At 67.1% G+C, this 25,629-nt stretch carries 22 protein-coding genes; 13 read left to right on the plus strand and 9 right to left on the minus strand.

Going from position 1 to position 25,629, the window contains the following annotated elements:
- A partial coding sequence (locus ACN0WF_RS07395) for a Cache 3/Cache 2 fusion domain-containing protein (RefSeq protein WP_417772166.1) occupies positions 1 to 1,184 on the minus strand: 1,184 nt, incomplete at its 3' end.
- A 334-nt stretch (positions 1,185 to 1,518) separates the two neighbouring features.
- Between ACN0WF_RS07395 and ACN0WF_RS07400 the strand changes: the two genes are divergently transcribed.
- Together ACN0WF_RS07400 and bfr are read left to right on the plus strand one after the other, a co-directional pair.
- Positions 1,519 to 1,779 (plus strand): (2Fe-2S)-binding protein, encoded by a 261-nt coding sequence (locus tag ACN0WF_RS07400; protein ID WP_417772167.1) that lies wholly within the window; start codon positions 1,519 to 1,521, stop codon positions 1,777 to 1,779.
- The gene (gene bfr / locus ACN0WF_RS07405) at positions 1,769 to 2,254 is read left to right on the plus strand and encodes a bacterioferritin (protein ID WP_417772168.1); all 486 of its coding nucleotides are present in this window, start codon (positions 1,769 to 1,771) and stop codon (positions 2,252 to 2,254) included. Before ACN0WF_RS07400 ends, bfr begins: the two co-directional genes overlap by 11 nt.
- Here the strand turns inward: bfr and ACN0WF_RS07410 are convergent.
- The 4 genes from ACN0WF_RS07410 to ACN0WF_RS07425 form a co-directional block, all read right to left on the minus strand.
- Positions 2,251 to 2,925, minus strand: a complete 675-nt coding sequence (locus tag ACN0WF_RS07410) for an ATP-binding cassette domain-containing protein (RefSeq protein WP_417772169.1) — start codon at positions 2,923 to 2,925, stop codon at positions 2,251 to 2,253. The two genes, bfr and ACN0WF_RS07410, sit on opposite strands and share 4 nt — an antisense overlap.
- A complete protein-coding gene (locus tag ACN0WF_RS07415; protein WP_417772170.1) occupies positions 2,922 to 4,652 on the minus strand; it encodes an ABC transporter permease in 1,731 nt (576 codons plus the stop codon). The genes ACN0WF_RS07410 and ACN0WF_RS07415 overlap by 4 nt, the downstream gene beginning before the upstream one ends.
- 34 nt (positions 4,653 to 4,686) lie before the next feature.
- Positions 4,687 to 5,937: an ABC transporter substrate-binding protein gene (locus ACN0WF_RS07420; RefSeq protein ID WP_417772171.1), complete on the minus strand. Its 1,251-nt coding sequence runs from the start codon at positions 5,935 to 5,937 to the stop codon at positions 4,687 to 4,689.
- Between the two features lie 104 nt (positions 5,938 to 6,041).
- Positions 6,042 to 6,554 carry an Lrp/AsnC ligand binding domain-containing protein gene (locus tag ACN0WF_RS07425; protein ID WP_417772172.1) on the minus strand — a complete coding sequence of 171 codons (513 nt, stop codon included), beginning with the start codon at positions 6,552 to 6,554 and terminating at the stop codon, positions 6,042 to 6,044.
- 181 nt (positions 6,555 to 6,735) lie between these two features.
- On the opposite strand from ACN0WF_RS07425, the gene putA reads away from it, so the two are divergent.
- Positions 6,736 to 9,882 carry a bifunctional proline dehydrogenase/L-glutamate gamma-semialdehyde dehydrogenase PutA gene (gene putA / locus ACN0WF_RS07430; protein ID WP_417772173.1) on the plus strand — a complete coding sequence of 1,049 codons (3,147 nt, stop codon included), beginning with the start codon at positions 6,736 to 6,738 and terminating at the stop codon, positions 9,880 to 9,882.
- Between the two features lie 7 nt (positions 9,883 to 9,889).
- On the opposite strand, the gene hrpB is transcribed toward putA, so the two are convergent.
- The 4 genes from hrpB to ACN0WF_RS07450 all read right to left on the minus strand — a co-directional run bounded on the left by hrpB (position 9,890) and on the right by ACN0WF_RS07450 (position 14,929).
- Entirely contained in the window at positions 9,890 to 12,376 is a 2,487-nt protein-coding gene (gene hrpB, locus ACN0WF_RS07435) for an ATP-dependent helicase HrpB (RefSeq protein ID WP_417772174.1), read from the minus strand.
- On the minus strand, positions 12,373 to 13,431 hold the full coding sequence (glk, locus tag ACN0WF_RS07440; RefSeq protein WP_417772175.1) for a glucokinase: 1,059 nt from the start codon (positions 13,429 to 13,431) through the stop codon (positions 12,373 to 12,375). The genes hrpB and glk overlap by 4 nt, the downstream gene beginning before the upstream one ends.
- Positions 13,428 to 13,874 carry a methylglyoxal synthase gene (locus ACN0WF_RS07445; RefSeq protein ID WP_417772176.1) on the minus strand — a complete coding sequence of 149 codons (447 nt, stop codon included), beginning with the start codon at positions 13,872 to 13,874 and terminating at the stop codon, positions 13,428 to 13,430. The genes glk and ACN0WF_RS07445 overlap by 4 nt, the downstream gene beginning before the upstream one ends.
- A gap of 194 nt (positions 13,875 to 14,068) precedes the next feature.
- Positions 14,069 to 14,929 carry a DUF1194 domain-containing protein gene (locus tag ACN0WF_RS07450; RefSeq protein WP_417772177.1) on the minus strand — a complete coding sequence of 287 codons (861 nt, stop codon included), beginning with the start codon at positions 14,927 to 14,929 and terminating at the stop codon, positions 14,069 to 14,071.
- Positions 14,930 to 15,520: 591 nt separating this feature from the next.
- Here ACN0WF_RS07450 and ACN0WF_RS07455 point away from each other — a divergent pair.
- From ACN0WF_RS07455 to deoA, 10 genes are all read left to right on the plus strand, one after another.
- Entirely contained in the window at positions 15,521 to 16,498 is a 978-nt protein-coding gene (locus ACN0WF_RS07455) for a sugar-binding transcriptional regulator (protein ID WP_417772178.1), read from the plus strand.
- 49 nt (positions 16,499 to 16,547) lie between these two features.
- Positions 16,548 to 17,528 carry a BMP family lipoprotein gene (locus ACN0WF_RS07460; protein ID WP_417772550.1) on the plus strand — a complete coding sequence of 327 codons (981 nt, stop codon included), beginning with the start codon at positions 16,548 to 16,550 and terminating at the stop codon, positions 17,526 to 17,528.
- Between the two features lie 79 nt (positions 17,529 to 17,607).
- On the plus strand, positions 17,608 to 18,630 hold the full coding sequence (locus tag ACN0WF_RS07465) for a BMP family lipoprotein (RefSeq protein ID WP_417772179.1): 1,023 nt from the start codon (positions 17,608 to 17,610) through the stop codon (positions 18,628 to 18,630).
- Positions 18,627 to 20,162 (plus strand): ABC transporter ATP-binding protein, encoded by a 1,536-nt coding sequence (locus ACN0WF_RS07470; protein WP_417772180.1) that lies wholly within the window; start codon positions 18,627 to 18,629, stop codon positions 20,160 to 20,162. The genes ACN0WF_RS07465 and ACN0WF_RS07470 overlap by 4 nt, the downstream gene beginning before the upstream one ends.
- The gene (locus tag ACN0WF_RS07475) at positions 20,159 to 21,265 is read left to right on the plus strand and encodes an ABC transporter permease (protein WP_417772181.1); all 1,107 of its coding nucleotides are present in this window, start codon (positions 20,159 to 20,161) and stop codon (positions 21,263 to 21,265) included. Before ACN0WF_RS07470 ends, ACN0WF_RS07475 begins: the two co-directional genes overlap by 4 nt.
- Before the next feature lie 10 nt (positions 21,266 to 21,275).
- A complete protein-coding gene (locus ACN0WF_RS07480) occupies positions 21,276 to 22,244 on the plus strand; it encodes an ABC transporter permease (protein ID WP_417772182.1) in 969 nt (322 codons plus the stop codon).
- Complete coding sequence (gene cdd, locus ACN0WF_RS07485; RefSeq protein ID WP_417772183.1) at positions 22,241 to 22,666, plus strand: cytidine deaminase; 426 nt, start codon at positions 22,241 to 22,243, stop codon at positions 22,664 to 22,666. The genes ACN0WF_RS07480 and cdd overlap by 4 nt, the downstream gene beginning before the upstream one ends.
- Positions 22,663 to 23,475 carry a purine-nucleoside phosphorylase gene (locus ACN0WF_RS07490; protein ID WP_417772184.1) on the plus strand — a complete coding sequence of 271 codons (813 nt, stop codon included), beginning with the start codon at positions 22,663 to 22,665 and terminating at the stop codon, positions 23,473 to 23,475. The genes cdd and ACN0WF_RS07490 overlap by 4 nt, the downstream gene beginning before the upstream one ends.
- Positions 23,468 to 24,244, plus strand: coding sequence for a deoxyribose-phosphate aldolase (deoC, locus tag ACN0WF_RS07495; protein ID WP_417772185.1), 777 nt, complete (start codon positions 23,468 to 23,470; stop codon positions 24,242 to 24,244). Before ACN0WF_RS07490 ends, deoC begins: the two co-directional genes overlap by 8 nt.
- Before the next feature lie 5 nt (positions 24,245 to 24,249).
- The gene (deoA, locus tag ACN0WF_RS07500; protein ID WP_417772186.1) at positions 24,250 to 25,572 is read left to right on the plus strand and encodes a thymidine phosphorylase; all 1,323 of its coding nucleotides are present in this window, start codon (positions 24,250 to 24,252) and stop codon (positions 25,570 to 25,572) included.
- Positions 25,573 to 25,629: the final 57 nt, after the last annotated feature.

Genomic DNA, 25,629 nt, shown 5'->3' on the forward strand with positions numbered 1-25,629 from the left:
CCTGCGACCTTCTCGTTGGTGGAATGGGTGCCCTGGGTCGCCTGGCTGACGACCTGGGTGGTCTGGCCGACCTGGCGGGAGATCTCGGCAATCGAGGCGGAGAGCTCCTCGGCGGCGGAGGCGACCGTCTGCACGCTGTCGGTCGCTTGCGAGCTTGCATTGGTGGTCTCGCTGGCGCTGTCGGCGCTTTCGCGGGCCATGTCGCTCAACTGGCGGGCCGTTGCGTCGAGGCCCGTCGCCGTCTCGCTCACGGCGCCGACCATGTTCCGGGCCGTCTCACGGAACTCGGCGATCAGCGCATCGACCGCGATCTGGCGCTGGCGTGTCTCCTCGTCGGTCATGTCACGCTGGGAGGCGAGCGTGTTCCGCTCGAGCGCGTTCTCGCGCAGCACCGCGACGGATCCGGCGAGCTGGCCGATCTCGTCCGTTCGCTCCGTATAGGGAACCTCGACGCTCAGGTCGTTGTCTGCGATGCGATGGGTGACATCGGCAAGCTGGGGGATCGGACGCAGCAGCCGGCGCGCCAGATAGGCCATGGCGAAGACGGCGATGGCGAGGATCGGCAAGAAAGCCAAGGCCAGGGTGCGGGTCATGTTGCTGATGACAGCGGTGATCGCCGCCTTGCTGACGCCGGCATAGAGAATGCCGATGATCTTGCCCTCGGGCGAAAAGATCGGCGCATAGATAGTGAAATAGGGCTTGCCCAGGATCACGGCTTCGCCGCGGAAGGTCTCTCCCTTCGTGACGAGGGGATAGACGGCGCCGGTCTGGCCAAGTTTGGTGCCGACCGCGCGGGTTCCGTCCGGCTTGATAATGTTGGTCGTCTTGCGCCAGAAATCGCGGGTCTCGTCGTCCCACTTGAACACGGTGACCGTCTCGCCGGTCATGCGGCCGATGGTGTCGATCATCGTGTGATCGCTCACCTCGTCGGGGATGGCGTTCATCTCGACGCGGGCGACGTTGCCATCCTTAGTCCAGTCGATCCGGGTGCCGGGCATGTCACGCTCGACGATCGTCGCGGCAACGCGCAAGCTGCTGTTCTGCCGGCTCACCGCCTCGCTCTGGGTTCGGTCCTTGAGCACAAGATAGACGACGGTTCCCATTGTTGCGAGAGCGAGCGTGAGGATCGCCGCAGAGGCAAGCGAGACGATTGAGACCAGGTTGAGGCGAGACAAGATACGCATTTGCATTTCCCCTGAGGATTCTCCGCATCATTCCGGATTGGCTGTTTGGGAGGATCTTGCGGTCAATACGTAAACCCAGGGTTATTTCGGATAATTTATCTAAATAACCGTGAGCCTACATTTACGCGGCGCGAGGAGGTTCGGTCCGACATCCTGAAGGCGAGCTGGCGTTGCGCGCAACTTTCCAGTGCCCGGCCCGCGGTCTTGATGCGTGCGGTCGTATCCCGGTTGGCATGCGCAAGCGCGTTGAAACCCGATGCGCTCTCCCATATGTAGACGGGAACCGGGGCGGGGCCGGGAGGCCCGCCGACACCTGTGACAGACGGGCATCCTCTTGATCGTTTGCTCTTGCAACGTGCTGACCGACAAGGAGCTTCGCCGCGCCGCGCGCGAACTTCAGTCCGGACCCGAACGCTCGGTGGTGACACCGGGCGCGGTTTTCCGCGCGCTTGGAAAGCGCCCGCGCTGTGGCGGATGCTTCAGCACGATCATTCCGATGATCCACGAGGAAGCCACCGACGAGGCGGCCGCGCCGGCCGCGAAACAACAGGCGCAAGCGCCGGAAAAGAAGGAGAAGGCGGGCAATGAAGGGTGACGAGAGAGTTATCGAATACCTCAACAAGGCGCTGCGGCACGAGCTGACCGCGGTCAACCAGTATTGGCTGCACGCCCGCCTGCTCGACGACTGGGGCTACGCGCGCCTCGCCGCCAAGGAGAAGGAAGAGGCTGATGAGGAGCGCACGCACGCCGACTGGCTGATTGAGCGCATCCTGTTTCTCGGCGGCTTCCCGAACATGCAGACGCTTGACCCGCTGCGCATCGGCACCTCGCTCAAGGAGGTTGTCGAGGCCGATCTCGCCGGCGAGTATTCCGCGCGCGCTCTCTACCGCGAGGCCCGCGAGGTCACTCATGCCGCCTCGGACTATGTCTCCATGAAGCTGTTCGAGACCCTGCTCGCCGACGAGGAAGGGCACATCGACTATCTGGAGACCCAGCTCCAGCTCATCGAGAATATCGGCATCGAGCGTTATGGCCTGCTGCAGTCGCAGGCTGCTTCCGCCGCCGGCTAAAGCGTGGACAGCCCGCCTGATGCGGGCAGTTCGACGATTGGCCCGCCGGCGGCTTGTGCGTCGGCGCAATCGTGCGTCACCAGCAGCGCGGGGAGGTTCCTTTCCCGCGCCATGGAAAAGACCAGCCGGCGGATCTGGTCGCGCAGCGTTGCATCGAGCCTGGAAAAAGGCTCGTCGAGCAACAACGCGCGCGGCCGGCTGACCAGTACCCGTATCATCGCGACACGCGCTTTTTGACCGCCCGAGAGCGTTGCCGGGTCGCGGTCCTCATAGCCGTCCAGATCGACCTGACGAAGTGCCTCGCGCACTGCCTGCCGGCGCGCCGCACGCCCGCGCACCTCGGCTGGCAGGGCGAAAGCGATGTTGTCGCCGGTCGACAGATGCGGAAACAGCAACGGATCCTGGAACAGCAATCCCATGTGGCGACGATGAGCGGGAAGGCGGGTGACGTCCTCTCCGTCGACGAGAACCCGTCCCGTTCCTTGGAACGCCGGCGCCAGAAAACCCGCCGCATAGGCCAGCAGCGTCGATTTCCCGACCCCGGAGGGACCCATCACCGTCAGCACCTCGCCCGGTGCGATACGGCGGTCGAGCGCGATGAGCGGTGCATGATCCTTGTCGATTGCGACCTTGTCGAAGACAAGGCCCGGGGCCGTGCCGGGGCAGGTCATGTCGTGGTCCTCAGTGCCGCGCGGTTTCTGTAGAGCAGCGCCGGCAGCAGCGCGGCCAGCAGGAAGGCGACGAGCGGCAATGCCATTTGCAGCAGGGCATGCAGGGCGACCAGCCGACGGTTGCCGCCGGTTGCCAGCGCCACCGCTTCCGTTGTCACCGTCGAGATCCTCCCGCCGCCGACAAGCAGTGTCGGCAGATACTGCGCCGCGGACACCGCGAAGCCGAGGGCGGCTGCCGTTGCGACGGCGCGTGCGACCATCGGCAGGCGAACCCGCCAGAAGACGCGGTCCGGTGAGGCGCCGAGGGCGGCGGCGATCTGCCCGTAGCGCGGATCGACTGCCCGCCACGGGTCGGACAGCGCCAGAAACACATAGGGCAGGATGAAGACCATGTGGGCGAGCCCCACGGCGAACAGCGTGTCGTGCAGGCCGACGCTCAGGAAGAGGACTTGCAGGCCAAAGAGAAAGGCGACCTGCGGCACGATCAGCGGCACGTAGAGAAGCGGCAAGGTCCGGTGCCGAAGGCTGCGACCGGCGCGGACCTCGCCCTCCAGGCAGGCAAGAGCCAGAACAAGGGCGACGGCGACACAGGGAAGGCCAATGGTCAGCGTCGTCGCGACGGCGGAGCGGGCATCGCCCAGGTGGCGTGTCCAGGTCGCCAGGGTGAGGCCGCTCGGCAGGGCATCGGGAAAGCGCCAGGGACCGGCGACGGACCACAGGGCGAGCAGCGCCAGCCCGCCGAGGAGCGCGCCGAGCGCGATGACGACGCCGCCGCCGGCGACCACTGCAAGCGGCCGGTCGGCGGCGCTGCGCCCGCCACGGCGGATCCATCCGAGGCCGGCGCGGCGGACGAGACGCTCGCCGGCGATCCAGGCAAGGATCGCGAACAGCGACAGGACGAGCTGGAGCAGCGCGCCGGCCGAGGCCATGAACCGGAGCGAAAGATCGGGGTCGTGCATCCAGCCGACGAGCCGCACGGCAAGTGGGGCCGGCGTGGTCGGACCGAGAATGAGTGCCACGTCGACGACCGAGGTCGAATAGGCAATCACCGCGAACAGCGGCAGCCGGATCTGCGGATAGACGCGCGGCAGCACTGTCTTCGCCCAGCCGGCGATACGGGCATAGTCGAAGCTTGCCGCCACCTGCCGGGACCTCTCCGCGTCGGCCTGGGGGAGGGCGGCCAGGATCATCAGGAACAGGAAGGGCATCTCCTTCAGCGCCAGTCCGAACATCATGGCGATGCCGGCCGGATCGCCGAGAATGAGCAGGTCCGGAGGTCGCGCCGATCCGGTCGCCCAGGGCGACAGCAGCCGCACAAGAAAGCCCGAAGGGGCAATCAGGAAGGCAAGTCCGAAGGCGGCCGCGGCATGGGGAACGGCAAGAACTGGCGAAAGGGCGTTGCGCATCGCGGCGAAACCGCGGGTGCCCTCGAAAGCGGCGGTAAACGCCAGCGCCGTTGCCAGCGCCAGAAGGGTTGCACCAAGCCCGGTTCCGAGACTGAGCCGGGCCGACGTCAGCAATCCGGGCTCCCGGGCGAGCCGGTCGAAGGCCGCCAGCGAGAACTCTGCGCTCCCAAGTGCTGGAAAATAGCCGAAGGCGGGAAGCGCGGTCCCCGCAAGGCCGGCGGCGACCGGCCCGATCATCAGCGCCAGTGTGATCAGCGGCGCGCGGGCCAGCAGCGGACCGGCGCCGCGGGGCCGTGCAGGACCTTGCACCCGCGTCGTCACGGCGCGCGCCGCGACCGGCAAGGGCCGGAAGGTCTCACTGAACGCCGTAGCGGGCGATCCATGCGTGCTCGAGCTCCGTCATCCAGCTGGCGTGCGGCTCGTCGATCACCGGGCCGAGCTTGTCGGGAGAAAGGGTGGCGACGCCCAGGTCGAGCGCGTCGAAACGGGCCTTGTCATCCGCCGGCAGCCTGTCGAGGGCCAGCACGGTCGGGTCCCCCCAGATTGCCGGATCCTGCTTGCGGGCCTGAGCTTCGGGGCCAAGCAGGAAGTCGGCAAGCACCAGCGCGCCGGCCCTGGCGCTGGCGTTGTAGGGGATGGCCAGGAAGTGGGCGTTGCCGATGGTGCCGCCGTCGAGGACGAAGGTTCGCACCGTGTCGGGCAGTTCACCCGCAGCGATCGAGGCGGAGGCGCCGGAGGGATTGAAGGTAAAGGCGATGTCGATCTCGCCGTCGGCGAGCAACTGGCGCATCGCCGGCTGGTTCGCCGGGAAGGCCCGCCCCTGGCGCCAGAGGTTCGGGTGCAGCTTGTCGAGCCAGGCGAAGAGCGGTGCCGTGTCCTGCGCGAAGCTTGCGGGATCCACGGGGCGGGAGAGCTTCGCCGGATCGTCGATGGTTGCGGCCAGCGCCTGTTTCAGGAATGTGGAGCCGTGGAAGTTGGGCGGTTGCGGATAGGTGAAGCTGCCGGGATGTTCCTTCACATAGTCGGCAAGCGCCTCGAGCGTGCGCGGCGGCGTGTCGATGCGGGACGTGTCGTACATGAAGACGAGCTTGGCCATCCCCCACGGGCTTTCCAGCCCGTCGGTCGGCTCGGTGAAATCGGTCAGCACGGCGGGCTTGTCGGTGGTGTCGACATACTGCCAGTTCGGCAGCTTGGTCGCCCAGCCGGGCGTCATCAGCAGTCCCGCCTTCTTGAGCGCGGTGAAGTTCTCGCCATTGATCCAGACGAGGTCGACGGCGCCGCCGTCATCCTTGCCGGCAGCCTTCTCGGCGACGATGCGCGAGACCACCGAGGCGGTGTCGTCAACCTTCACCTGCTTGACGGTGATGCCGTGACGCGCGGAAAGCTGCTCACCCGCCCAGTCGATGAAGGCGTTGATCCTCGGTTCGCCGCCCCAGGCGTGGAAGTAGACCGTCTGTCCCTTCGCGGCCTCCAGAACGCCCTGCCAGTCGGTCGGATCGGGGGTTGCGTCCGCCCGGGCGGGATGGACGCAGAAAAGCGCGGACGCGAGACCGAGAGCGGCCACGGCAAGTGGCAGGCGGAATGGCCGGGAGAGACGATGGATCATTGAGTTACCTTCCCCTTTTGCCTTGTCGTGCCGGATGGCGGGGACCCGGTCAAGACACGGCTTCGTGACGCGCGGTGAGCGAACCGCGTCCGCGCTCCATCCGGTCACAGCGGCAGGATGTGCGTGTCCTTCACCACTTCCATCACGGCGTAGGTGTGGGTCTCGCGCACGCCGGGGAGATCGAGCACCGCGTCGGCGAGGAGTCGCCGATAGGCCGCCATGTCGGAGACCCGCGCCTTGACCAGATAGTCGAAACCGCCGGCCACCATGTGGCATTCCAGAACCTGCGGAACGTGCTTCACCGCTTCGGCAAACGTGTCGAAGACATCCGGAGTGGTCCGGTCGAGCTTTACCTCGATGAAGACCAGCAGCGACTGGCCCAGCCGGTCTGGATCGAGCTCGGCGGAGAAGCGCAGGATGTAGCCCTCCCGCATCAGGCGCTTCATCCGCTCGGCGGTCGCCGTCGGCGAGAGATTCACGCGCGCGGCAAGGTCGGTGGTGGTGATGCGTCCGTCCTCCTGCAGCACATCCAGGATGCGCCGGTCGGTGCGATCTAGGTCCGTGGAAATCACGGAATTTTGTCTTTCTGTCGAGGTTTTCACGGATAATGCATCCATCTTTCGTGAGAATGCCGGAAGGCTAGCGAATATACTTGGAAAAATCTCGTGAATTTGCCGCGCAGCCTGTCCGCCTTACATTTCATGACAGGGGCAGGGCGGGCAGACCGGGCTGACGGACGGACCAGAACAAGGCCCGGCGGCGGCCGCGATCACCTTCGACGACCGGGGAGTTTTCCGCATGAGCCTGTCCATGGACCGCCAGCCAGCAACGACGTCCGGAGCGGACATCGCGCCCTTCCGCGCCGCCTTCGCGCCTTCCGACGAGGCATCGGTGCGCCGCCTGCTCGGGCGGCTCGAGTTCGACGCCACGACCGAGGCCCGGGTCGACGATCTCACCACCGGCTACATCCACTCGATCCGTTCGGCGATCGGCGGGCTTGGCGGCGTCGAGGACTTCCTGCGCGAATACGGACTGTCGACGCGCGAGGGTCTGGCGCTGATGGTGCTTGCCGAAGCCCTTCTGCGCGTTCCGGATGCGGCGACCGCCGACAAGCTGATCGAGGACAAGCTCGCCGCCGCCCGTTTCGACGAAAGCCAGGCGGGGCCGTCCGACACCTGGCTTGTCTCCGCTTCCTCCTGGGCGCTCGGGGTCACCTCGCGGCTGATCCACCCGGGCGAGGAGCCGAACACGATCCTCGCGTCGCTCGTGAAGCGCATGGGCATGCCGGCCGTACGCGGAGCGACGCGGCAGGCGATGCGCGTGCTCGGCCACCAGTTCGTGCTCGGCGAGACCATCAAGAACGCGTTGTCGCGCGCCAAGTCTCAGGAGGCCAAGGGCTATCGCTATTCCTACGACATGCTCGGCGAGGGCGCACGCACGGCCGAGGACGCGGAACGCTACTTCCGTTCCTACGCCGACGCGATCGATGCCATCGGCAAGGGGGCTGGCTCGAAAGCCCTGCCCGACCGGCCGGGCATCTCGGTGAAGCTCTCCGCGCTCCACCCGCGCTATGAGGCGGTGAAGGGCGCGCGGGCGCGGGACGAGCTCGCTCCCCGCCTGCTCGTGCTGGCGCAGAAGGCGAAAAAATACGACCTGAACTTCACCGTCGACGCCGAGGAGGCCGACCGGCTGGAGATCTCGCTCGACGTCATCGCCGTTGTCGCCGCGGACCCCTCGCTGGCGGGCTGGGAAGGCTTCGGCCTGGCCATCCAGGCCTATCAGAAGCGGGCGCTCGAGACCGTCGAGTGGATCATCGAGCTTGCGCGCAAGCTCGACCGTCGCTTCATGGTGCGTCTCGTCAAGGGCGCCTACTGGGATACCGAGATCAAGCGGGCGCAGGAGCGTGGGCTTGCGGACTTCCCCGTCTTTACCCGCAAGGCGGCGACGGATCTCTCCTATCTCGCCTGCGCACGAGCGATGCTTGGCGCGCGTGACTGCCTCTACCCGCAGTTCGCCACCCACAACGCGCTCACCGTGGCCGAGGTTATCGCGCTGGCTGGGAACCAGGGCGGCTTCGAGTTCCAGCGCCTGCACGGCATGGGCGAGAGCCTTTACAAGGCGGTGACCGAACGCGACGGCCACCCCTGTCGGATCTATGCGCCGGTTGGCGGTCATCGCGATCTTCTTGCCTATCTGGTGCGCCGCCTGCTGGAAAACGGCGCGAACTCCTCGTTCGTGTCCGCCGTTGGTGATGCCTCCGTGCCGATCTCCAGGCTCCTTGCCCGTCCGCAGGACATGCTCGCCGGAGGCACCCGGGCACGCAACCGCAAGATCCCGCTCCCCGGCGCTCTCTACGGCGAAAGCCGGGTGAACTCGAAGGGGCTCGAGTTCGGGTATTCCGCCGACCGGCTGGCGCTCGTCGAGGCGCTGGAAAAAGCCCCGGCGACGGCCGGCGACGCCGCACCGCTTTACCCAGCGGCGCAGGCGGACGCGGGATCGCTGCGCGACGTGGTCTCCCCGGTGGACGGCAGCACCCGGGTCGGGCGCGTGCGCGAGGCAACGGTGGCGGAGGTGCCGGCGATGTTCGACGCCGCCGCCAGGGGTTTCGCGCGCTGGTCGCGGACACCGGTCGACGTGCGCGCGGCCGCCATCTCGAAACTGGGTGACCTGCTGGAACGCGAGAGCCCGCGCCTGATGGCGCTGCTTGCGCGCGAGGCGGGCAAGACCTTGCCGGACGGCCTTGCCGAGGTGCGCGAGGCGGTCGACTTCTGCCGCTACTATTCCGCCGAGGCGATGAAGCTCTTTGGCGAGGGCATGCTCATGCCGGGGCCGACGGGCGAGGAAAACCGCTACCGGCTGCGCGGACGCGGGGTCTTCGTCTGCGTCTCGCCCTGGAATTTCCCGCTCGCCATCTTCCTGGGACAGGTAACCGCGGCACTGCTTGCCGGAAACGCGGTGATCGCCAAGCCGGCGGACCAGACGCCGTTGATCGCTCATGAGGCGGCGAAACTGCTTCGCGAAGCGGGCGTGCCGGAGGACGTGTTCCTGCTCGCCCCCGGCGGCCGCGAGCTTGGAGCCGCCCTCGTCGCCGAGCCCCGGGTCGCCGGCGTCGCCTTCACCGGCTCGACGGCGACCGCCTGGGCGATCAACCGTGCGCTGGCCGAGAAGCGCGGCCCCATCGTGCCGCTCATCGCCGAGACCGGCGGCATCAACGCCATGCTGGTGGATGCGACCGCGCTGCCCGAGCAGGTCTGCGATGACGTGATGATGTCGGCCTTCCGCTCGGCCGGCCAGCGCTGCTCGGCGCTGCGTCTGCTCTATCTGCAGGAGGATGTCGCCGACAAGCACCTGGAAATGCTGAAGGGCGCGGCAAGCGAACTTTCGCTGGGTGACCCCATTGATCCGGCGACCGACATCGGCCCGGTCATTGATGTCGCCGCACGCGACAGGCTGCGTGCGCATCTCGATGCCATGCGGGCGTCGCAGAAGGTGGTCTACGCCGGGTCGGCGCCGGGTGGGCGGTTCGCCGGCGGCACCTGGCTGGCCCCGCATATCGTGGAGCTCGACCGCCCGGACGCGCTCGAAAGCGAGACCTTCGGCCCGATCCTGCATGTGGTGCGCTACAAGGCGAGCGATCTGCCGAAGATGCTCGAGACCATCGCCGCGACCGGCTACGGGCTGACGCTCGGCGTTCACAGCCGCATCGACGCGATGGTGGCGAAGGTGGTCGACCGGCTGTCCGTCGGCAACGTCTATGTCAACCGCAACACCATCGGCGCCGTGGTCGGCACCCAGCCCTTCGGCGGATCCGGGCTTTCCGGCACCGGTCCCAAGGCGGGCGGACCGGCCTACCTCGGCCGTTTCGCGCTGGAACAGGTGGTCTCCATCAACACCGCAGCCGCCGGCGGCAATGCCAGCCTCATCGCCATGGCCGAGGAGGAGTGAGCAGCGGCTACTGTCCGCGCGGCTTGGCGCGGGCAGTGGGCGGAGCGGTGAGCGGGTCTTCTGGCCAGGGATGCCTGGGGTAGCGCCCCTTCATTTCCGTGCGCACCGCGGTCCAGGAACCGCGCCAGAACCCCGGCAGGTCGCGGGTGAGCTGGATCGGCCGGTGAGCCGGGGACAGAAGCTCCAGAAGCAACGGCACCTTGCCACCGGCGATTGCCGGATGCCGGTCGAGGCCGAAGAGTTCCTGCACCCGGACCGGCAGCGCCGGTCCCTCGTTGCGGTCATAGTCGATTGGCACCCGGGAGCCTGACGGCGCGTCGAAATGGGTCGGCAGCAGCCGGTCGAGATCCGCGAGCCGGTACTGCGGGAGAAGCCCTGCCAGCGCCGAGCCGAGCACCTCCGGGTCGATCTCGGCCGCATTCCTCAGCCCCGCCAGATAGGGCTCGAGCCAGTCCTCCAGGGTCCCGCAAAGCGTTGTGTCCGAGAGGTCAGGCCAGGCGGCGGCGTCATCGGCACCAAGCAGCGCGCGCAGCGTCGTCACGCGGGCGCGAAGCGCGGCCTGCGCCTTCGACCAGGCAAGTCTGTCGACCCCGCGTTTGCGGACGTGGGCAACAAGCGCGCGCGCGACCGCTTCCGGGGCAGGCGAGGGGTCTGCTGTCTCGGCAAGCACAAGCCGGTCCAGCCGGGTGATCCGCCGTGCCCGCACCTTGCCTTCGCCATCGCAGGAAACCTCTGTTCCATTCTCGATATGAGCGTCGAAAAGTTCCTCGATCTCCGAGCGCGCGATCGGCGCGGCGAGCAGGATACGTCCGCGCGCCGCCGTCCCCTGCACCTCGGCGATAGCCAGAAAGGGCTCGCGGGCGAGCGCGTCGCTCTCCTCCAGGCGCGCGCCACGGCCATTCGCCATGCGGAAGCCGCCGCGTCCGTCCTGCGCCTGTGCCACCCGGTCGGGATAGGCGAGCGCCAGCACCCGGCCCGCCGCTTCGTCGCCGGTCGAGCCCGGGGCGATGTCGGCCATCTCGCGCCAGCGCGCGGCAAGACCGGCGGCCGCCTTCGACCTCGGGTCGCGGGCTCGGCGGAAGTCGGCAAGGCGTGCGCGCAGGTCGCTGGACCGTCCCCCGAGGCCCGTCTCGGACAGGAGCGCTGCGATTTCGCTGGCAAGGCGGCCCGCGTCATGCTCGCCCGCCGCAATCAGCATGTGGGCAAGGCGCGGCGCGAGCGGGAGCCGCATCATCCGCTGGCCGGTCTGCGTCAGGTGCCCGTTGCCGTCGAGTGCATCCAGGTCCCGCAGCAGCGAACAGGCCTCCTGCCAGGCGGCCTGCGGCGGAGGATCGAGGAAGCCGAGCGCAGAGGGATCGGTGACGCCCCAGGAGGCGAGGTCGAGAACGAGGCGGGAAAGATCGGCTTCTAGGATCTCCGGCCGGTCGGCCGCCGCGAGCGCCGCTGTCTGGCCCTCGTCCCAGAGCCGGTAGCAGATGCCGGGTTCCGTTCGCCCCGCGCGCCCGCGTCGCTGGTCGGCCGAGGCGCGCGAAACGCGCACGGTCTCAAGCCGGGTCAGGCCCGTGCCCGGCTCGTACACGGGAACGCGGGCAAGTCCGCTGTCGATGACCACCCGCACGCCCTCGATGGTGAGGGAGGTCTGTGCGATCGCGGTGGCGAGCACCACCTTGCGGCGTCCCGGCGCGGCCGGACGGATCGCCGCGCTCTGCGCCTTGCCGTCCATGGCGCCGAACAGCGGCGCAAGATCGGTGTCGGCGGGCAGGCGGTCCTCCAGCCGTTCCGCGCAACGCCGTATCTCGCCCTGGCCCGGCAGGAAGGCAAGGAGGGAGCCGGCTTCCTCGCCAAGCGCCCGGCGGATGGCAGTTGCCATCTGATCTGCGGCATGGGCCTGCGGATCGCGGCCGAGATAGCGGGTTTCGACGGGGAAGGTCCGGCCCGGGCAGGCAATCACGGGTGCGTCGCCGAGCAGGCGGGAAACGGCCCCTGCGTCGAGGGTCGCCGACATGGGCAGGATGCGCAGGTCCGGACGCAACGCGCCCTGGCTGTCGAGCGCCAGGGCGAGGCCGAGGTCGCCTTCGAGAGAGCGTTCGTGGAACTCGTCGAAGATCACGCAGGCGATGCCGGACAACTCCGGGTCGTCCAGGATCATGCGGGTGAAGACACCCTCGGTGACGATCTCGATCCGGGTGCGGGCCGACACGCGCGTTTCCATGCGCACGCGCAGACCGATGGTGCCGCCGACCTGCTCGCCGAGGTGCGATGCCATGCGGGCGGCTGCTGCGCGTGCCGCCAGCCGCCGGGGTTCCAGCAGCACGATGCGGTTGTCACCCCGCCAGGTGGCATCGAGGAGGCAGAGAGGCACGACGGTCGTCTTGCCGGCGCCGGGTTCGGCGACGAGCACGGCGGCGTTCCGCGCCTCGAGTGTTGCGAGGAGGTCTGGCAGCGCCGCGTCGATCGGCAGTCCCGAGACCCGGGTGACCGGGCCGGCGGTCATTCGTCCGGGCCGCCGGCCTCGGCCGTCCAGGAGCGGCCGGCAAGCTCGACGGCGAAGAGCGTCGGCATTCGGGCGAAGGCGGTGAGGCCCTCGAGCGCGGGCTGCTCGTGGCGAATGAGGAATGTGGGAATGGTCTTCATCAGTCCGGCGTGAGGGGCCTTGGCCTCGAAGGAGGTGCGAAACGCGGGATGCGCCAGATAGGTCTCGATGTGCTTCGCGATGCCGCCCCCCAGAAACACGCCGCCGCGGGCGAGGAAGGTGATGGCGAAGTCTCCAGCGACCCGACCGAGCGCGCGCACGAAGGCGTCCATGGTGCGCAGGCCGACCTCGTCGCCCGCGTCGGCAGCCAGCGTCACGTCGCGGGGTTCCGTGAAGCGCCGGTCGAGGCCGGCTTCGCTGGCGACGGCCCGGGCAAGGTGCAAGAGACCGCTGCCGCTGATGATCCGCTCGGCGCTGACGCGCCCGCCAATCCGCTCGATGTGCGGCCAGATCCGGTAGTCGCTCTCGGAAACGGGGCCGAGTTCCACATGCCCGCCCTCGCCGGGGATGGGCACCCAGGTGTCGCTGGCATGAACCATGGCGGCGACGCCGAGGCCGGTGCCTGGGCCGAGCACGACCCTTGCGCCCTTGGCCAGCGCCTTGCCGCCGCCGATCTGGTGGACGGCATCGTCGGCAAGGCCCGGCAGCGCAAGCGCCTGGGCTTCGAAGTCGTTGAGCACGACAAGCCGTTCAAGGCCGAACTCGGCGCAAAGCCCGCGCGGTTCGATGACCCAGTCGGCGTTGGTGAGCGAGATCCTCTCTCCCGTGATCGGACCGGCCGCCGCGATCACCGCCGTGCGCGGCATTACCGAGGTGTGGTCGAGCACGGCCGCCCGGGCGGCTTGTGAAAGGTCCGGGTAGTCGGCGGTTGCGACCGACCCGAAGACGCGCGATTGCGCGTGGGCGTCCGAGATAATGGCGAAACGCGCATTGGTGCCGCCGATGTCGGCGACCAGCACGGGAAAGGGGAAATGACGAAGCGAGGGGGCGCTCTCGAGCCTGGCAGGGATACTCATGTCGTCTGCAACTGGATTTCGGGCGTTCGGGACGTTGTCGCCAGACCAGCAAGGCGGGCGCTGCGCAGCAGGATGTCGGCGGTGGCCCGGTTCAGCGCCATGGGGATGTTGTAGACCAGAGCAAGCCGCATCAGGGCTTTCACGTCGACGTCATGGGGCATCGGCGACAGCGGGTCGACCAGGAAGATCATGCCCTGGAGCCGGCCTTCCGCGATCATCGCGCCGATCTGCTGGTCACCACCGAGCGGGCCGCTCTTCAGGCGGGTCACGTCCAGTTCAGGGCAGGCCTCGATGATGCGCCCGCCGGTGGTTCCGGTGGCGAACAGGCGGTAGGCCCGCAGTTTATCATAATGGGCGCGCGCGAAGGTGACCATGTCCTCCTTCTTTGCGTCATGGGCTATCAGCGCGAGCGCCGGTTTCACTGCCTGGTCTGACTGAGTCACGGGGCATTCCTGCTCATGGGGCCTGGCTTTTGGCCAGGAGCCCTGGTCGTCGAGCCATCGGGTGCGGTCTCCGCTCGCGGGAGCATGGCCGACCGCCCGGCGGGGCTCCCCCAAGAATTACCCGTTTCCGGAGCGTGTTGGAACCCGTCCCGGTGTCTGTGCCGTGGTGGGCCGTCGCGCAGCGTGGCCTTGCCTCAGTCATAGAGGCTGCAATTGACCGGCTTGCGGCCGGCCGCACGTATCACCTGCGGCTGCGTTGGCACGAGACCGGCGATCTCCAGAACCAGCTTCATGCGGATCGCATCCGCGAACTGTCCCTTGGAGCGGACGGGTATGAAGAAATGCCCCGGGCCGCCGATGACGCAGTCCTCATAATAGTTGTCGATGTTCATCATCGACTGCCAGGTGTCCTTGTCGGATTTCATCATCAGCGGCAGGCCGTTGATGGTGATGCCGGCGGAAACCGTCCGATCGCGGATGGCGGTGACAGCGCCGCCCTGATTGTTCGGCCCGTCGCCGGAAATATCGATGACCTTGCGCAGGCCCTCGTAGCTGTTGCTCCCGACCATGAGCGTCGCTTGGGCGAGCGCGGAGGAGATGGAGGTCCGCTGTCGGTGGTTGAGTGGCGCCTCGGCGATCTTGGTGGCGAAGGCGGCGGCCGTCGACGCGTCGCTGATCACCGACCAGTCGGCGACGACGAACTGCTCTCCGGTGCCGCCCCACTCCATGTAGGCGACGGCGATGCGTCCGGTCGGGCCGTAGCGGATGGCGTCGAGCACCTGCGGCGAGGTCAGCGCCGCGACGTAGCCGGCACGCTGCACCTCCTGCTCGTCCACGTCCATCGACTGGGAGATGTCGACGGCAAGGACGAGTTCGACGTCGACCTCGCGGTCGGGGGCATAGCCATAGCCCACAACCGGCGGGGTGCCTGCGGCGAGCGTTTTGTGGCCGGATGCGGCAGCGCCGCCGAGCGCGATGGCGGCGGCGAGGCCCAGAGACTTGAAAATCGCCGGCGGGGTCTTGCCGCGCCGACTGATGGGGACTGACACGCACATGGTCGAACTCCTTCAACCGATTGAAGGGCTCCTGCCTTGTCAGACGCTTCTCTTCCCAGTCCCCTCCCGCCTTATCTTCCTGCCGTCCCGGTTGGGCACCGCGCCCGCGCCAAGAACGACTGGTCTGGCGACAGTGAAAATCAGCAAGAGGCATGCCAGTTGCGGGCGAGCCTGAGTGAGTGAGATGTCTTGCAGACGCTACGTCATCAATTAAAATAAGCGCACTATTTGCGTTTTCTGATACCCGTGTCAGATCAGCCGGTTAAGGAGCGTGCCCTGGCGTGGCCAGCGCGGCGGACGTGGCCGGAGCGCGGTGGCGCTCTGCCTGCTGTTTGTGCGCAATCGAGTGTTGTGCCCGCGAAGACGGCAGATGTTGCCGGGTGGTCGGCAAAATTTGCCGGGTGATGCGATTTCTTGCCGGGAACGCGGCGTAAACAGGCTTGACCTTGCGGGGCCGCTCATGCAGTCTGAATGAAAGAAACCGCAAAGGTTGAAGAATTTTTCGGGCTAGCCGGCTGATCTTCCTCCTCTGGCGGGAGTGCCGGTGCATGCGGCAGCCGGGGCTGCCCGATGGCGAGGGGACGGCACTTCATGCCTCAGGTCGACTGGACCACCGACATGGCCATCCGCGCCGCCTGGATGTCGTTCGTTGGCGGCGCGACGCAGGGTGAGATCGCCACGCGGCTCGGAATTTCGACGGCCAAGGTTCACCGCCTGATCGCCCATGCCCAACGCACCGGCCTCGTCCGCTTCCAGATCGTCGGTCGCCCGGCGGATTGTCTCGCGGTCGAGGCGGACCTGGTTACCGAGCACAAGCTCTCGTCCTGCCTGATCGCTCCCGACATCGGCGGGACGGAGGACGATGGCGACATTCGCTCCATCGCAGAGGTTGCCGGGCCGCATCTTGCGAGCCTGCTCGGCGCGCCGACGGTCTCCCAAGTCGGCGTCGGCATGGGGCGCACGCTTCGCGCGGCGGTCGAGCGCATGCCGCGCGTCTTGCGTCCGGATCTGTCCATCGTCTCCATTTCGGGCTCGCTGACGCGCAAACTGTCGGCCAATCCCTTCGACGTGGTGCAGCAACTTGCCGAGCGCACCGGCGGCGAGGGCTATTATCTTCCCGTGCCTTATCTCGCCGACAGCGTCGGCGAGCGCGACATGTTCCTCGGCCAGCGCAGCGTGCAGGCGTTGCTTGAGCGCGCACGCAAGTCGGACCTTTTCGTCATCGGCATTGGCTCCGTCGAGGATGATGGCCACCTGATCCGCCGTGACCTGATCTCGCGCGACGAGCAGCGCGATCTCATAGCCTCGGGGGCCGTGTGCGATCTGATGGGCCGCTTCATCGACAGCACGGGGCGGCTGGTATCGGCGAAGCTCGGAGACAAGGCCGTCGGCCTTCCTTTCGAGGCTGTCAGCGGCGCGCGGGTGGTCGCGCTCGCCGGCGGTCTCGGCAAGCTCGAGGCGACCCGCGCGGCCCTGCGCTCGGGCCTCGTGACCGACCTGATCGTCGATGAAAGTCTGGGCCGGGCTCTTGCGGCCGCCGGCAGAACAGGACAGGCGCGCTCGGCATGATGCCGAAGCGGCCGCATAGTTGGAGGTGAATGCAGTGTTGAAACGGATCATGCTCGGTGTCGCGGCTGCGACGCTTCTTGCGGGAACGGCGATGGCCGAGGATTTCGCACCGGCGGTCGTCTATGACCTCGGCGGCAAGTTCGACAAGTCCTTCAACGAGGCGGCGTATGTCGGCGCCCAGAAGTACAAGGCCGACACCGGCACGAACTATCGCGATTTCGAGATCCAGAACGACAGCCAGCGCGAACAGGCGCTGCGCAACTTCGCCCGTCGCGGCTCCAACCCTGTGGTTGCCATCGGCTTTTCCTATGAGGGTGCGCTGAAGAAGGTCGCCCAGGAGTTTCCGGACACCAAGTTCGCCATCGTCGACATGGTGGTCGACCTGCCGAACGTCCGTTCGATCGTCTTCAAGGAGCAGGAAGGCTCCTACATCGTCGGGCTTCTCGCGGCGATGGCCTCGAAGACCGGCAAGGTCGGCTTCGTAGGTGGCATGGACGTGCCGCTTATCCGCAAGTTCGCCTGCGGCTACAAGCAGGGTGTGATGGAGACCAACCCGCAGGCGACGGTGTTCCAGAACATGACCGGCAACACCGGGGCAGCCTGGACCGACCCGATCAAGGGGGGCGAACTGGCGAAGTCGCAGATGGACCGCGGCGCGGATGTGATCTTCCACGCCGCCGGGGGCACCGGTCTTGGCGTTCTGCAGGCGGTGGCCGACGAGGGCAAGCTTGGCATCGGCGTCGACAGCAACCAGAACGGCCTGCACCCGGGGCATGTGCTGACCTCGATGCTGAAGCGCGTCGATACCGCGATCTACACCACTTTCGAGGACGCACGCACCGGCAACTGGACCTCGGGCATCTACTCGCTCGGCCTCAAGGAGAATGGCGTCGACTGGGCCCTGGACGACAATAACAAGGACCTGATCACGCCCGAGATGAAGGACGCGGTCGAGAAGGCCAAGGCCGACATCATCGCCGGCACGGTCAAGGTGCACGACTACAACTCCACCGACAGTTGCCCGTTCTGAGGCCGCGTACGGGCGGCGGCGCAACAGCCGTCGCCCGTCTGATCGAGGCCGGTCGCGCCTGGGCGGCCGGGGAGGCGTGATGACCCGATATCTTTCGAAACAGACGCCTCGCCGCCTGCCCCTTCAGGGTCTGCGGACACTGGCCGCCCTGCTCTTTTCCGCCACCGCCGCCATGGCCGAGCCGGCGCTCGTCTATTCGGTCGGCGGCAAGTTCGACGGCTCCTTCAACGAGAGCGCCTATCGCGGCGCGGAGCGCTTTGCGAAAGAGACCGGCGGGCGGTATCGCGAGTTCGAGATCGCACGTGACGCCGACAGCCTCCAGGCGCTCAGACGGTTCGCCCAGCGCGGCGAGTTTCCCATCGTCGCCATCGGCTTCAACCAGGCAAGCGCCGTCGCGGCTGCGGCGAAGAGCTTTCCCGATGCGTCTTTCTCCATCGTCGACATGGTGGTCGACGCGCCGAACGTGCGCTCCGTTATCTTCCGCGAGCATGAAGGCTCCTACATCGCCGGACTTCTCGCGGCGATGGCGTCGAAGACCGGCACCATCGGCTTCGTCGGCGGCATGGACATTCCCATCATCCGCCGGTTCCTGTGCGGCTACCGTCAGGGCGCTGCCGCCGTCTCGCCGCACGTTCGCGTGCTTTACAACATGGCCGGTGACACCCCGGCGGCCTTCGCCGATCCTGCGCGCGGGGCGGAACTCGCCCGTTCCCAGATCACGCGAGGCGCGGATGTGATCATCCAGGCGGCCGGCGGCACCGGTATCGGCGTGCTGCAGGCCGCCGCCGATGCGGGCGTGCTCGGCATCGGCACCGACAGCAATCAGAATGGTCTGCATCCAGGGCATGTGCTGACCTCGATCCGCAAGCGCGTCGACACGGCCGTCCTCGCCAACTTCATGGATGCGCGGGAGGGGCGCTGGACTCCGGGCATCGAGGAACTGGGCCTGAAGGAGGGGGGCGTTGACTGGGTGCTTGACGACGACAACCGTGCGCTCGTCAGCGACGAAATGGAAAAGGCGGCGCGCGCGGCGGAAGCCGCCATCGCCGACGGCCGCGTTGTGGTGCACGATGTGGCGACGCAAGGGGAGTGCCCGCTATGACCGAGACGCTCGCCATCGAGCTTGTCGGCATCGACAAGAGTTTCGGCGCTGTCCACGCCAACAAGGACATCAACCTGAAGATCCGCAAGGGATCGATCCACGGCATCGTTGGCGAGAACGGGGCCGGCAAGTCGACGCTGATGTCGATCCTCTACGGCTTCTATCATGCCGACGCCGGCGAAATTCGCATCGACGGCGAGGCGGTGTCGCTATCCAGCAGTCAGGCCGCCATCGCCAAGGGAATCGGCATGGTGCACCAGCACTTCATGCTGGTGCAGAACTTTACCGTGCTGGAGAACGTCATCCTGGGCGCTGAGGGCGGCGCGCTTCTGGGGGCTGGCGTGGCGCGCGCGCGCGCCGAATTGAAGCGGCTTGCCGACGACTATGACCTCAAGGTCGATCCGGATGCGGTGACCGAGGACCTGCCCGTTGGCCTTCAGCAGCGGGTGGAAATCCTCAAGGCGCTTTTCCGCGGTGCCGACGTTCTCATTCTCGACGAACCGACAGGCGTTCTGACCCCGGCCGAGGCCGACCATCTCTTCCGCATCCTCAAGGTGCTGCGGGACGAGGGCAAGACGGTGCTCCTCATCACCCACAAGCTGCGCGAGATCATGGCCGTGACCGACGAGGTGTCGGTCATGCGGCGCGGAGAGATCGTCGCCACGCGCGAGACGTCAAAGACCTCCATGGGCGAACTGGCCGAACTGATGGTCGGTCGCAGGGTGCTGCTGGAAGTGGAGAAGCGTCCGGCCGAGCCGGGACGCCCGGTGTTGGTCGTCGATCGGCTGACGGTGCGCGACGGGCGCGGCGTCGATGTGGTGAAGGACGTCTCGCTGTCCGTGCGCGCCGGCGAAATCGTCGGCATCGCGGGCGTTTCCGGCAATGGTCAGTCGGAGTTGCTCGAGGCGGTGGCCGGCATCCGCAAGGCGCTTTCGGGGCGCGTAACGGTCGACGGAACGACCGTCGACCTTGCCGCGCGCGAGCCGGATGCGGCGGAAATGCGAGGGCTTGGCCTTGCCCATGTGCCCGAGGACCGTCACCGCATGGGGCTCGTCACCCGCTTCTTTGAATATGAGAACGCCATTCTCGGCTATCACCGCGACCGTGCCTTCGGGCCTGGCGCGATGCTCGACGTGGAGGCAGCGCGCGCGCATGCTCGCGCCGAGATCGAGAAATACGACATCCGCCCGCCGGACTGCATGCTGAAGACCGCCAATTTCTCCGGCGGAAACCAGCAGAAGATCGTGCTTGCCCGCGAGATCGAGCGCGATCCGGCGGTGCTGCTCGTCGGCCAGCCGACCCGTGGCGTCGACATCGGCGCCATCGAGTTCATTCACAAGCGGCTTGTCGCGCTGCGCGACGCCGGCAAGGCGGTGCTGCTGGTGTCTGTCGAACTTGACGAGATCCGGGCGCTCGCTGACCGCGTGCTGGTCATGTTCGACGGGCGCATCGTCGGCGAAAGGTCGCCGGAAGCGGAAGAAGGCGAGCTCGGCATGCTGATGGCCGGGGCAAGCCAGGAGGCAGCGGAATGAACGCGGGAAATCTTCCGCGCTGGGTCGACTTCGTTCTCATCCCAGCGCTCAACGTGGCCGCAGCCTTCATCGTCTCGGGACTGGTTGTCCTGCTGATCGGAGAAAATCCGATCGAGGCGGTCAAGATCCTTGTGTGGGGGGCTTTCGGCTGGAACGAGGGCATCGGTTTCACGCTGTTCTACGCCACCAACTTCATCTTCACCGGGCTTGCCGTTGCCATCGCGTTCCACGGCGGACTGTTCAACATCGGCGGCGAGGGGCAGGCCTACCTCGGCGGCCTCGGTGTCGCGTTGGCCTGCCTTGCCCTCGACCGCTATGTTCCCTGGTGGGTGACGCTGCCATTTGCCGTGGCGGGTGCGGCTGCCGCCGGCGCGCTCTGGGCGCTGGTTCCGGCGGTGCTGCAGGCCCAGCGCGGCAGCCATGTGGTCATCACCACCATCATGTTCAATTTTATCGCCGCATCGCTGATGGTCTACCTGCTCGTCAACGTCATGGCGCGGCCGGCCTCGATGCAGCCGGAAACCCGCACCTTCGAGGCCGGCGGGCGGCTGCCGCTGCTTCAGGACGTGATCCCCGGCGCGGATTTCGGCTCCGCGCCGGTCAACGTCACCTTCATCATCGCGCTTCTTGCCTGCGTGCTCTGCTGGGTGCTGATCTGGCGCACACGGCTCGGCTACGAGATCCGTACCTTCGGCGCGAGCCCGACGGCGGCCGCCTATGCCGGCATTTCGGGGGAACGGATCACGGTGATCACCATGTTGATCTCCGGCGGTCTTGCCGGGCTGATGGCGGTGAACGAGATCATGGGGTCGCAGCACCGGCTGCTGATCGAATTCGTCTCCGGTTACGGCTTTGTCGGCATCGCGGTTGCGCTTATGGGACGCGCCCATCCGGTTGGCATCGTGCTGGCGGCGATCCTCTTCGGCATGCTCTATCAGGGCGGCGCCGAGCTTGCCTTCGAAATGCCGGCCATCACGCGCGACATGATCGTGGTGATCCAGGGGCTGGTGATCCTCTTCGCGGGGGCGCTTGAGCACATGTTCCGGCCGGCGCTCGTCAGGATCTTCGGTGTGTTGTCGCAACCATCGGCAAAGACGGCGTGAGGGCGGAACCATGTTCGAAACGGTGATCCTCGTCCTCGACAGCACGGTGCGCCTCGCAACGCCCTTGCTGCTTGCCGCCCTTGCCGGGCTGTTTTCCGAACGCTCCGGCGTGTTCGACATCGGTCTGGAAGGAAAGATGCTCGGCGCCGCCTTCGCCGCCGGCGCCGCCGCCGGCGTCACCGGGTCAGCCTGGCTCGGGCTTCTGGCGGGTGTTGGCGTCTCGATCGGCCTCGCCCTTGTCCACGGCTTCGCCTGCATCACCAACCGCGGCAACCAGATCGTCTCCGGCGTTGCGATCAACTTTCTGGCGATGGGACTGACGGCATTGCTGGGGCAGGCGTGGTTCAGCCAGGGTGGGCGCACGCCGCCGCTCGGCGGCGGCGGCCGGTTCCGCGACATCACGCTGCCGTTCGCCGAGGAGCTGCGCGATGTGCCGGTGATCGGAGGCGTCTATTCCGAACTCCTGTCCGGTCACAACATCCTCGTCTACGCTGCCTTCGTGGCCGTGCCGCTGTCGTGGTGGATCCTTTTTCGCACCCGCTTCGGACTGCGGCTGCGCGCGGTCGGCGAAAACCCGGCCGCCGTTGACACGGCCGGCATTTCGGTCGCCTGGCTGCGATACCGGGCTGTGATCTGCACCGGCATCCTTTGCGGCTTCGCCGGAGCCTATCTGTCGATTGCCCAGTCAGCCGGCTTCATCAAGGACATGACCGCGGGCAAGGGCTTCATCGCGCTGGCCGCGCTCATCTTCGCCAAGTGGAAGCCGTTGCCGGTGATGTTCGCCTGCCTGCTTTTCGGCTTCCTCGACGCGGCGGCGATCCGGCTCCAGGGGCAGCAGCTTCCGGTTATCGGAGAGGTTCCGGTACAGGCGATACAGGCACTGCCCTATATCCTCACCGTGGTGCTGCTCGCCGGGTTCATCGGCAAGGCCGTGCCGCCGCGGGCCGGAGGCACGGCTTATGTGAAGGAGAGGACATGACGGATATCGCAAGGCTGTTCGAGGAAGCCAAGGCGGCGCGCGCCAACGCTCATGCTCCCTACTCGAGCTTTGCCGTCGGCGCGGCGGTGCGTTCGGCAAGTGGCAGGATCTATTCCGGCTGCAATGTTGAAAACGCCAGCTTCCCTGAAGGCTGGTGCGCGGAGACGACAGCGCTTGGCAAGATGGTCGCGGCCGAAGGAAAAGCCTCGGTTGTCGAGGTTCTCGTCATGGCCGACGCGGCCCTTTGCACGCCCTGTGGCGGCTGCCGCCAGCGTCTTGCCGAATTTGCTGGCGACGATACGCCGGTTCACATCTGCGACACGCGTGGCGTGCGCGCGACATTCACGCTCGGCGAACTCCTGCCGCACAGGTTCGTGCTGCATGAGGCGACGTCGGGCGAGAACCGAAAGGAAACTTCGTGAGTGGATACGGCTCGGAATGCGCATCGATCGTGCGGGCCGCGCGGCCGGGCGACTATCGCATCGGGATGGTGCTTGGGTCGGGGCTCGGCGCGCTGGCCGATGACATCGAGGACGCGGTGCGGGTGCCCTACACCCGCCTGACCGGCTTTCCGATCTCCACCGTCTCATCACATGGCAGCGAGCTTGTCGCGGGAACGCTCGAGGGTGTGTCCGTCGTGGTGCTGTCGGGGCGCGCGCACTACTACGAGGGCGGTGGCGCGACAGTGATGCGCACGCCGCTGGAGACGCTGAAGGAGCTTGGCTGCGACACGGTGCTTCTCACCAACGCGGCCGGCTCGCTGCGTGAGGACTTCGCTCCGGGAACGCCGATGCTGATCTGTGATCACATCAACTGGTCGGGCATCAATCCGCTGATCGGCGAGGAAAGCGACGACCGGTTCCTCGACATGAGCGCGGCCTATGACGCCGACCTGCGGGCACGCCTGCGCGCACAGGCCGAGACGGCCGGCATCGCCATGGGCGAGGGCATCTACATGTGGTTCTCGGGCCCCTCCTTCGAGACGCCGGCGGAGATCCGCATGGCGAAGCTGCTGGGCGCCGATGCCGTCGGCATGTCGACCGTGCCGGAGGCGATCCTGGCGCGCTATCTCGGTCTGCGGGTGGCGGCGATCTCCACCATCACCAACTATGGCGCGGGGCTTCACCCGCATGCGCTGTCGCACGCGGAAACCAAGTCGACGGCGCTGACCGCCGTTGGCGCATTGAAAACGCTCATTCGCGGTTTCGTGAAGGATCTTGGCAATGACTGACACCACACAAATGGATATCGCCGCGCGGGCGCTTCCTCTCGTGGACCTGACCAATCTCGACGAAGCCTGTGGCAAGGCGGACATCGACGCGTTGTGCGCGCGCGCCGTCACGCCGCATGGAACGGTTGCCGCCGTATGCGTCTGGCCGCGCTTTGTCGCTCAGGCCGCCTCCAATCTGGCCGGCTCTGGCGTTGGGGTCGCCACCGTGGTGAACTTCCCGGATGGTGGCGAGGACACGAACGCCGTCCTGCAGGAGACGCGCAAGGCGGTGGGCGAGGGGGCGGACGAAATCGACCTCGTCATGCCCTGGCGCGCCTTTGTCAGCGGCAGGCGCGGCTTTGCCGAAACGCAGGTCGCGCGCGTTCGCGAGGCCTGCGGAGACCGGCTGCTCAAGGTCATTCTCGAAACGGGCGAGATCGAGGACGCTCTGCTGATCCATGTCGCCTCCAACATGGCGATCGCGGCCGGAGCGGATTTCATCAAGACCTCGACCGGCAAGGTGCGGGTCAATGCCACCCTGCAGGCGGCCGAGATCATGCTGACGGCAATCGAGGAGCGTCGTCGCGAGGACGGACGCGAGGTCGGCTTCAAGCCGGCCGGCGGCATCCGCACGCTTGAGGATGCCGGCGCGTATCTGGCGCTTGCCGACCGCCTGCTCGGCCAGAACTGGGTGTCCGCGGCGCATTTCCGCTTTGGCGCGAGCGGACTGCTCGACGCGCTTCTCGCTGTTCTCGACGGCACGGCGGCAGCGTCTGGGGAAGGATACTGACCGACATGCTGGCCCAGGAAATTATCCGCAAGAAGCGGGACGGCGGTGCTCTCGATGCCGAGGAGATCGCTTTCTTCGTCCAGGGGCTTGTCGACGGCAGCGTGCGTGACGAGCAGGTGTCGGCGCTGGCGATGGCGGTCTTCTTCCAGGGACTGACGCTGGAGGAGCGCGTCTCTCTGACGCTTGCCATGCGCGACTGCGGCAGCGTGCTCGACTGGAGCGATGTCGATGCACCCGTTCTCGACAAGCATTCGACCGGCGGCGTCGGCGACAATGTCTCGCTGATGCTGGCGCCGGCGCTTGCCGCCTGCGGGGCGGCGGTTCCGATGATCTCCGGCCGTGGCCTTGGCCACACCGGCGGTACGCTCGACAAGTTCGACAGCATTCCGGGCTACACGACGCAACCGGACAATGCGCTCTTCCGCAAGGTGGTGAAGGAGGTGGGGTGCGCGATCATTGGCCAGACCGCCGACCTCGCCCCGGCCGACAAGCGGTTCTACGCAATCCGCGATGTGACCGGCACGGTCGAGAGCCTCGATCTCATCACCGCGTCCATTCTGTCGAAGAAACTCGCCGCCGGCCTTCAGGGGCTGATCCTCGATGTCAAATGGGGAACAGGCGCCTTCATGGGCAGCTACGAGGAGGCGAAGGCGCTGGCCGAGAGCCTCGTGACCGTGGCCAATGGGGCGGGATGCCGGACCACCGCGCTTCTCACCGATATGAACGAGCCGCTTGCCTCCGCCGCCGGCAATGCGGTGGAAATGCGCAACGCGGTGGACTTTCTGACGGGCAGGGAAATCGACAACCGCCTCTTTGACGTCACCGTGGCGCTTGGAGCCGAGGCGCTTGTCATCGGTGGGCTTGCCACGGATGCGGACGAGGGCGCCGACAGGATGCGTCGCGCCTTCGCAAGCGGACAGGCGGCCGAACGCTTCGCGCGCATGGTTGCCGGCCTCGGCGGTCCGACCGATTTCATTGAGCGGCCCGAGATTTATCTCGCCACGGCGCCGGTGGAGCGGGCGATCTATGCGGATGCACCGGGCACCGTCGTCGGCGTCGATGCCCGCGCGGTCGGCATCGCCGTCGTCGAGCTGGGCGGCGGCCGTCATACGTCGGACGAGGCAATCGATCCGGCTGTCGGCTTCACCCATCTTGCCGGCGTCGGCCATACGGTCGACAGCGACGGGCCGCTTGCCATTGTCCATGCGGCCGATGAAGCGGCGGCCGCGCGTGCCACCAAGGCCATTCGCGCCGCTTACCGGATCGGCAAGCCGATCGACGTCGAGGACCGGCCGGTCGTGGCGGAACGTGTGACGGCCGCCTCCTGAGGGCAGGAACGGCCGCAATCGGGACCGCGGGCGGATGTGCGCGGCGGAGAGGAAAGA

The organism is Stappia sp., from assembly GCF_048268045.1.
Classification (GTDB): Bacteria; Pseudomonadota; Alphaproteobacteria; order Rhizobiales; family Stappiaceae; genus Stappia.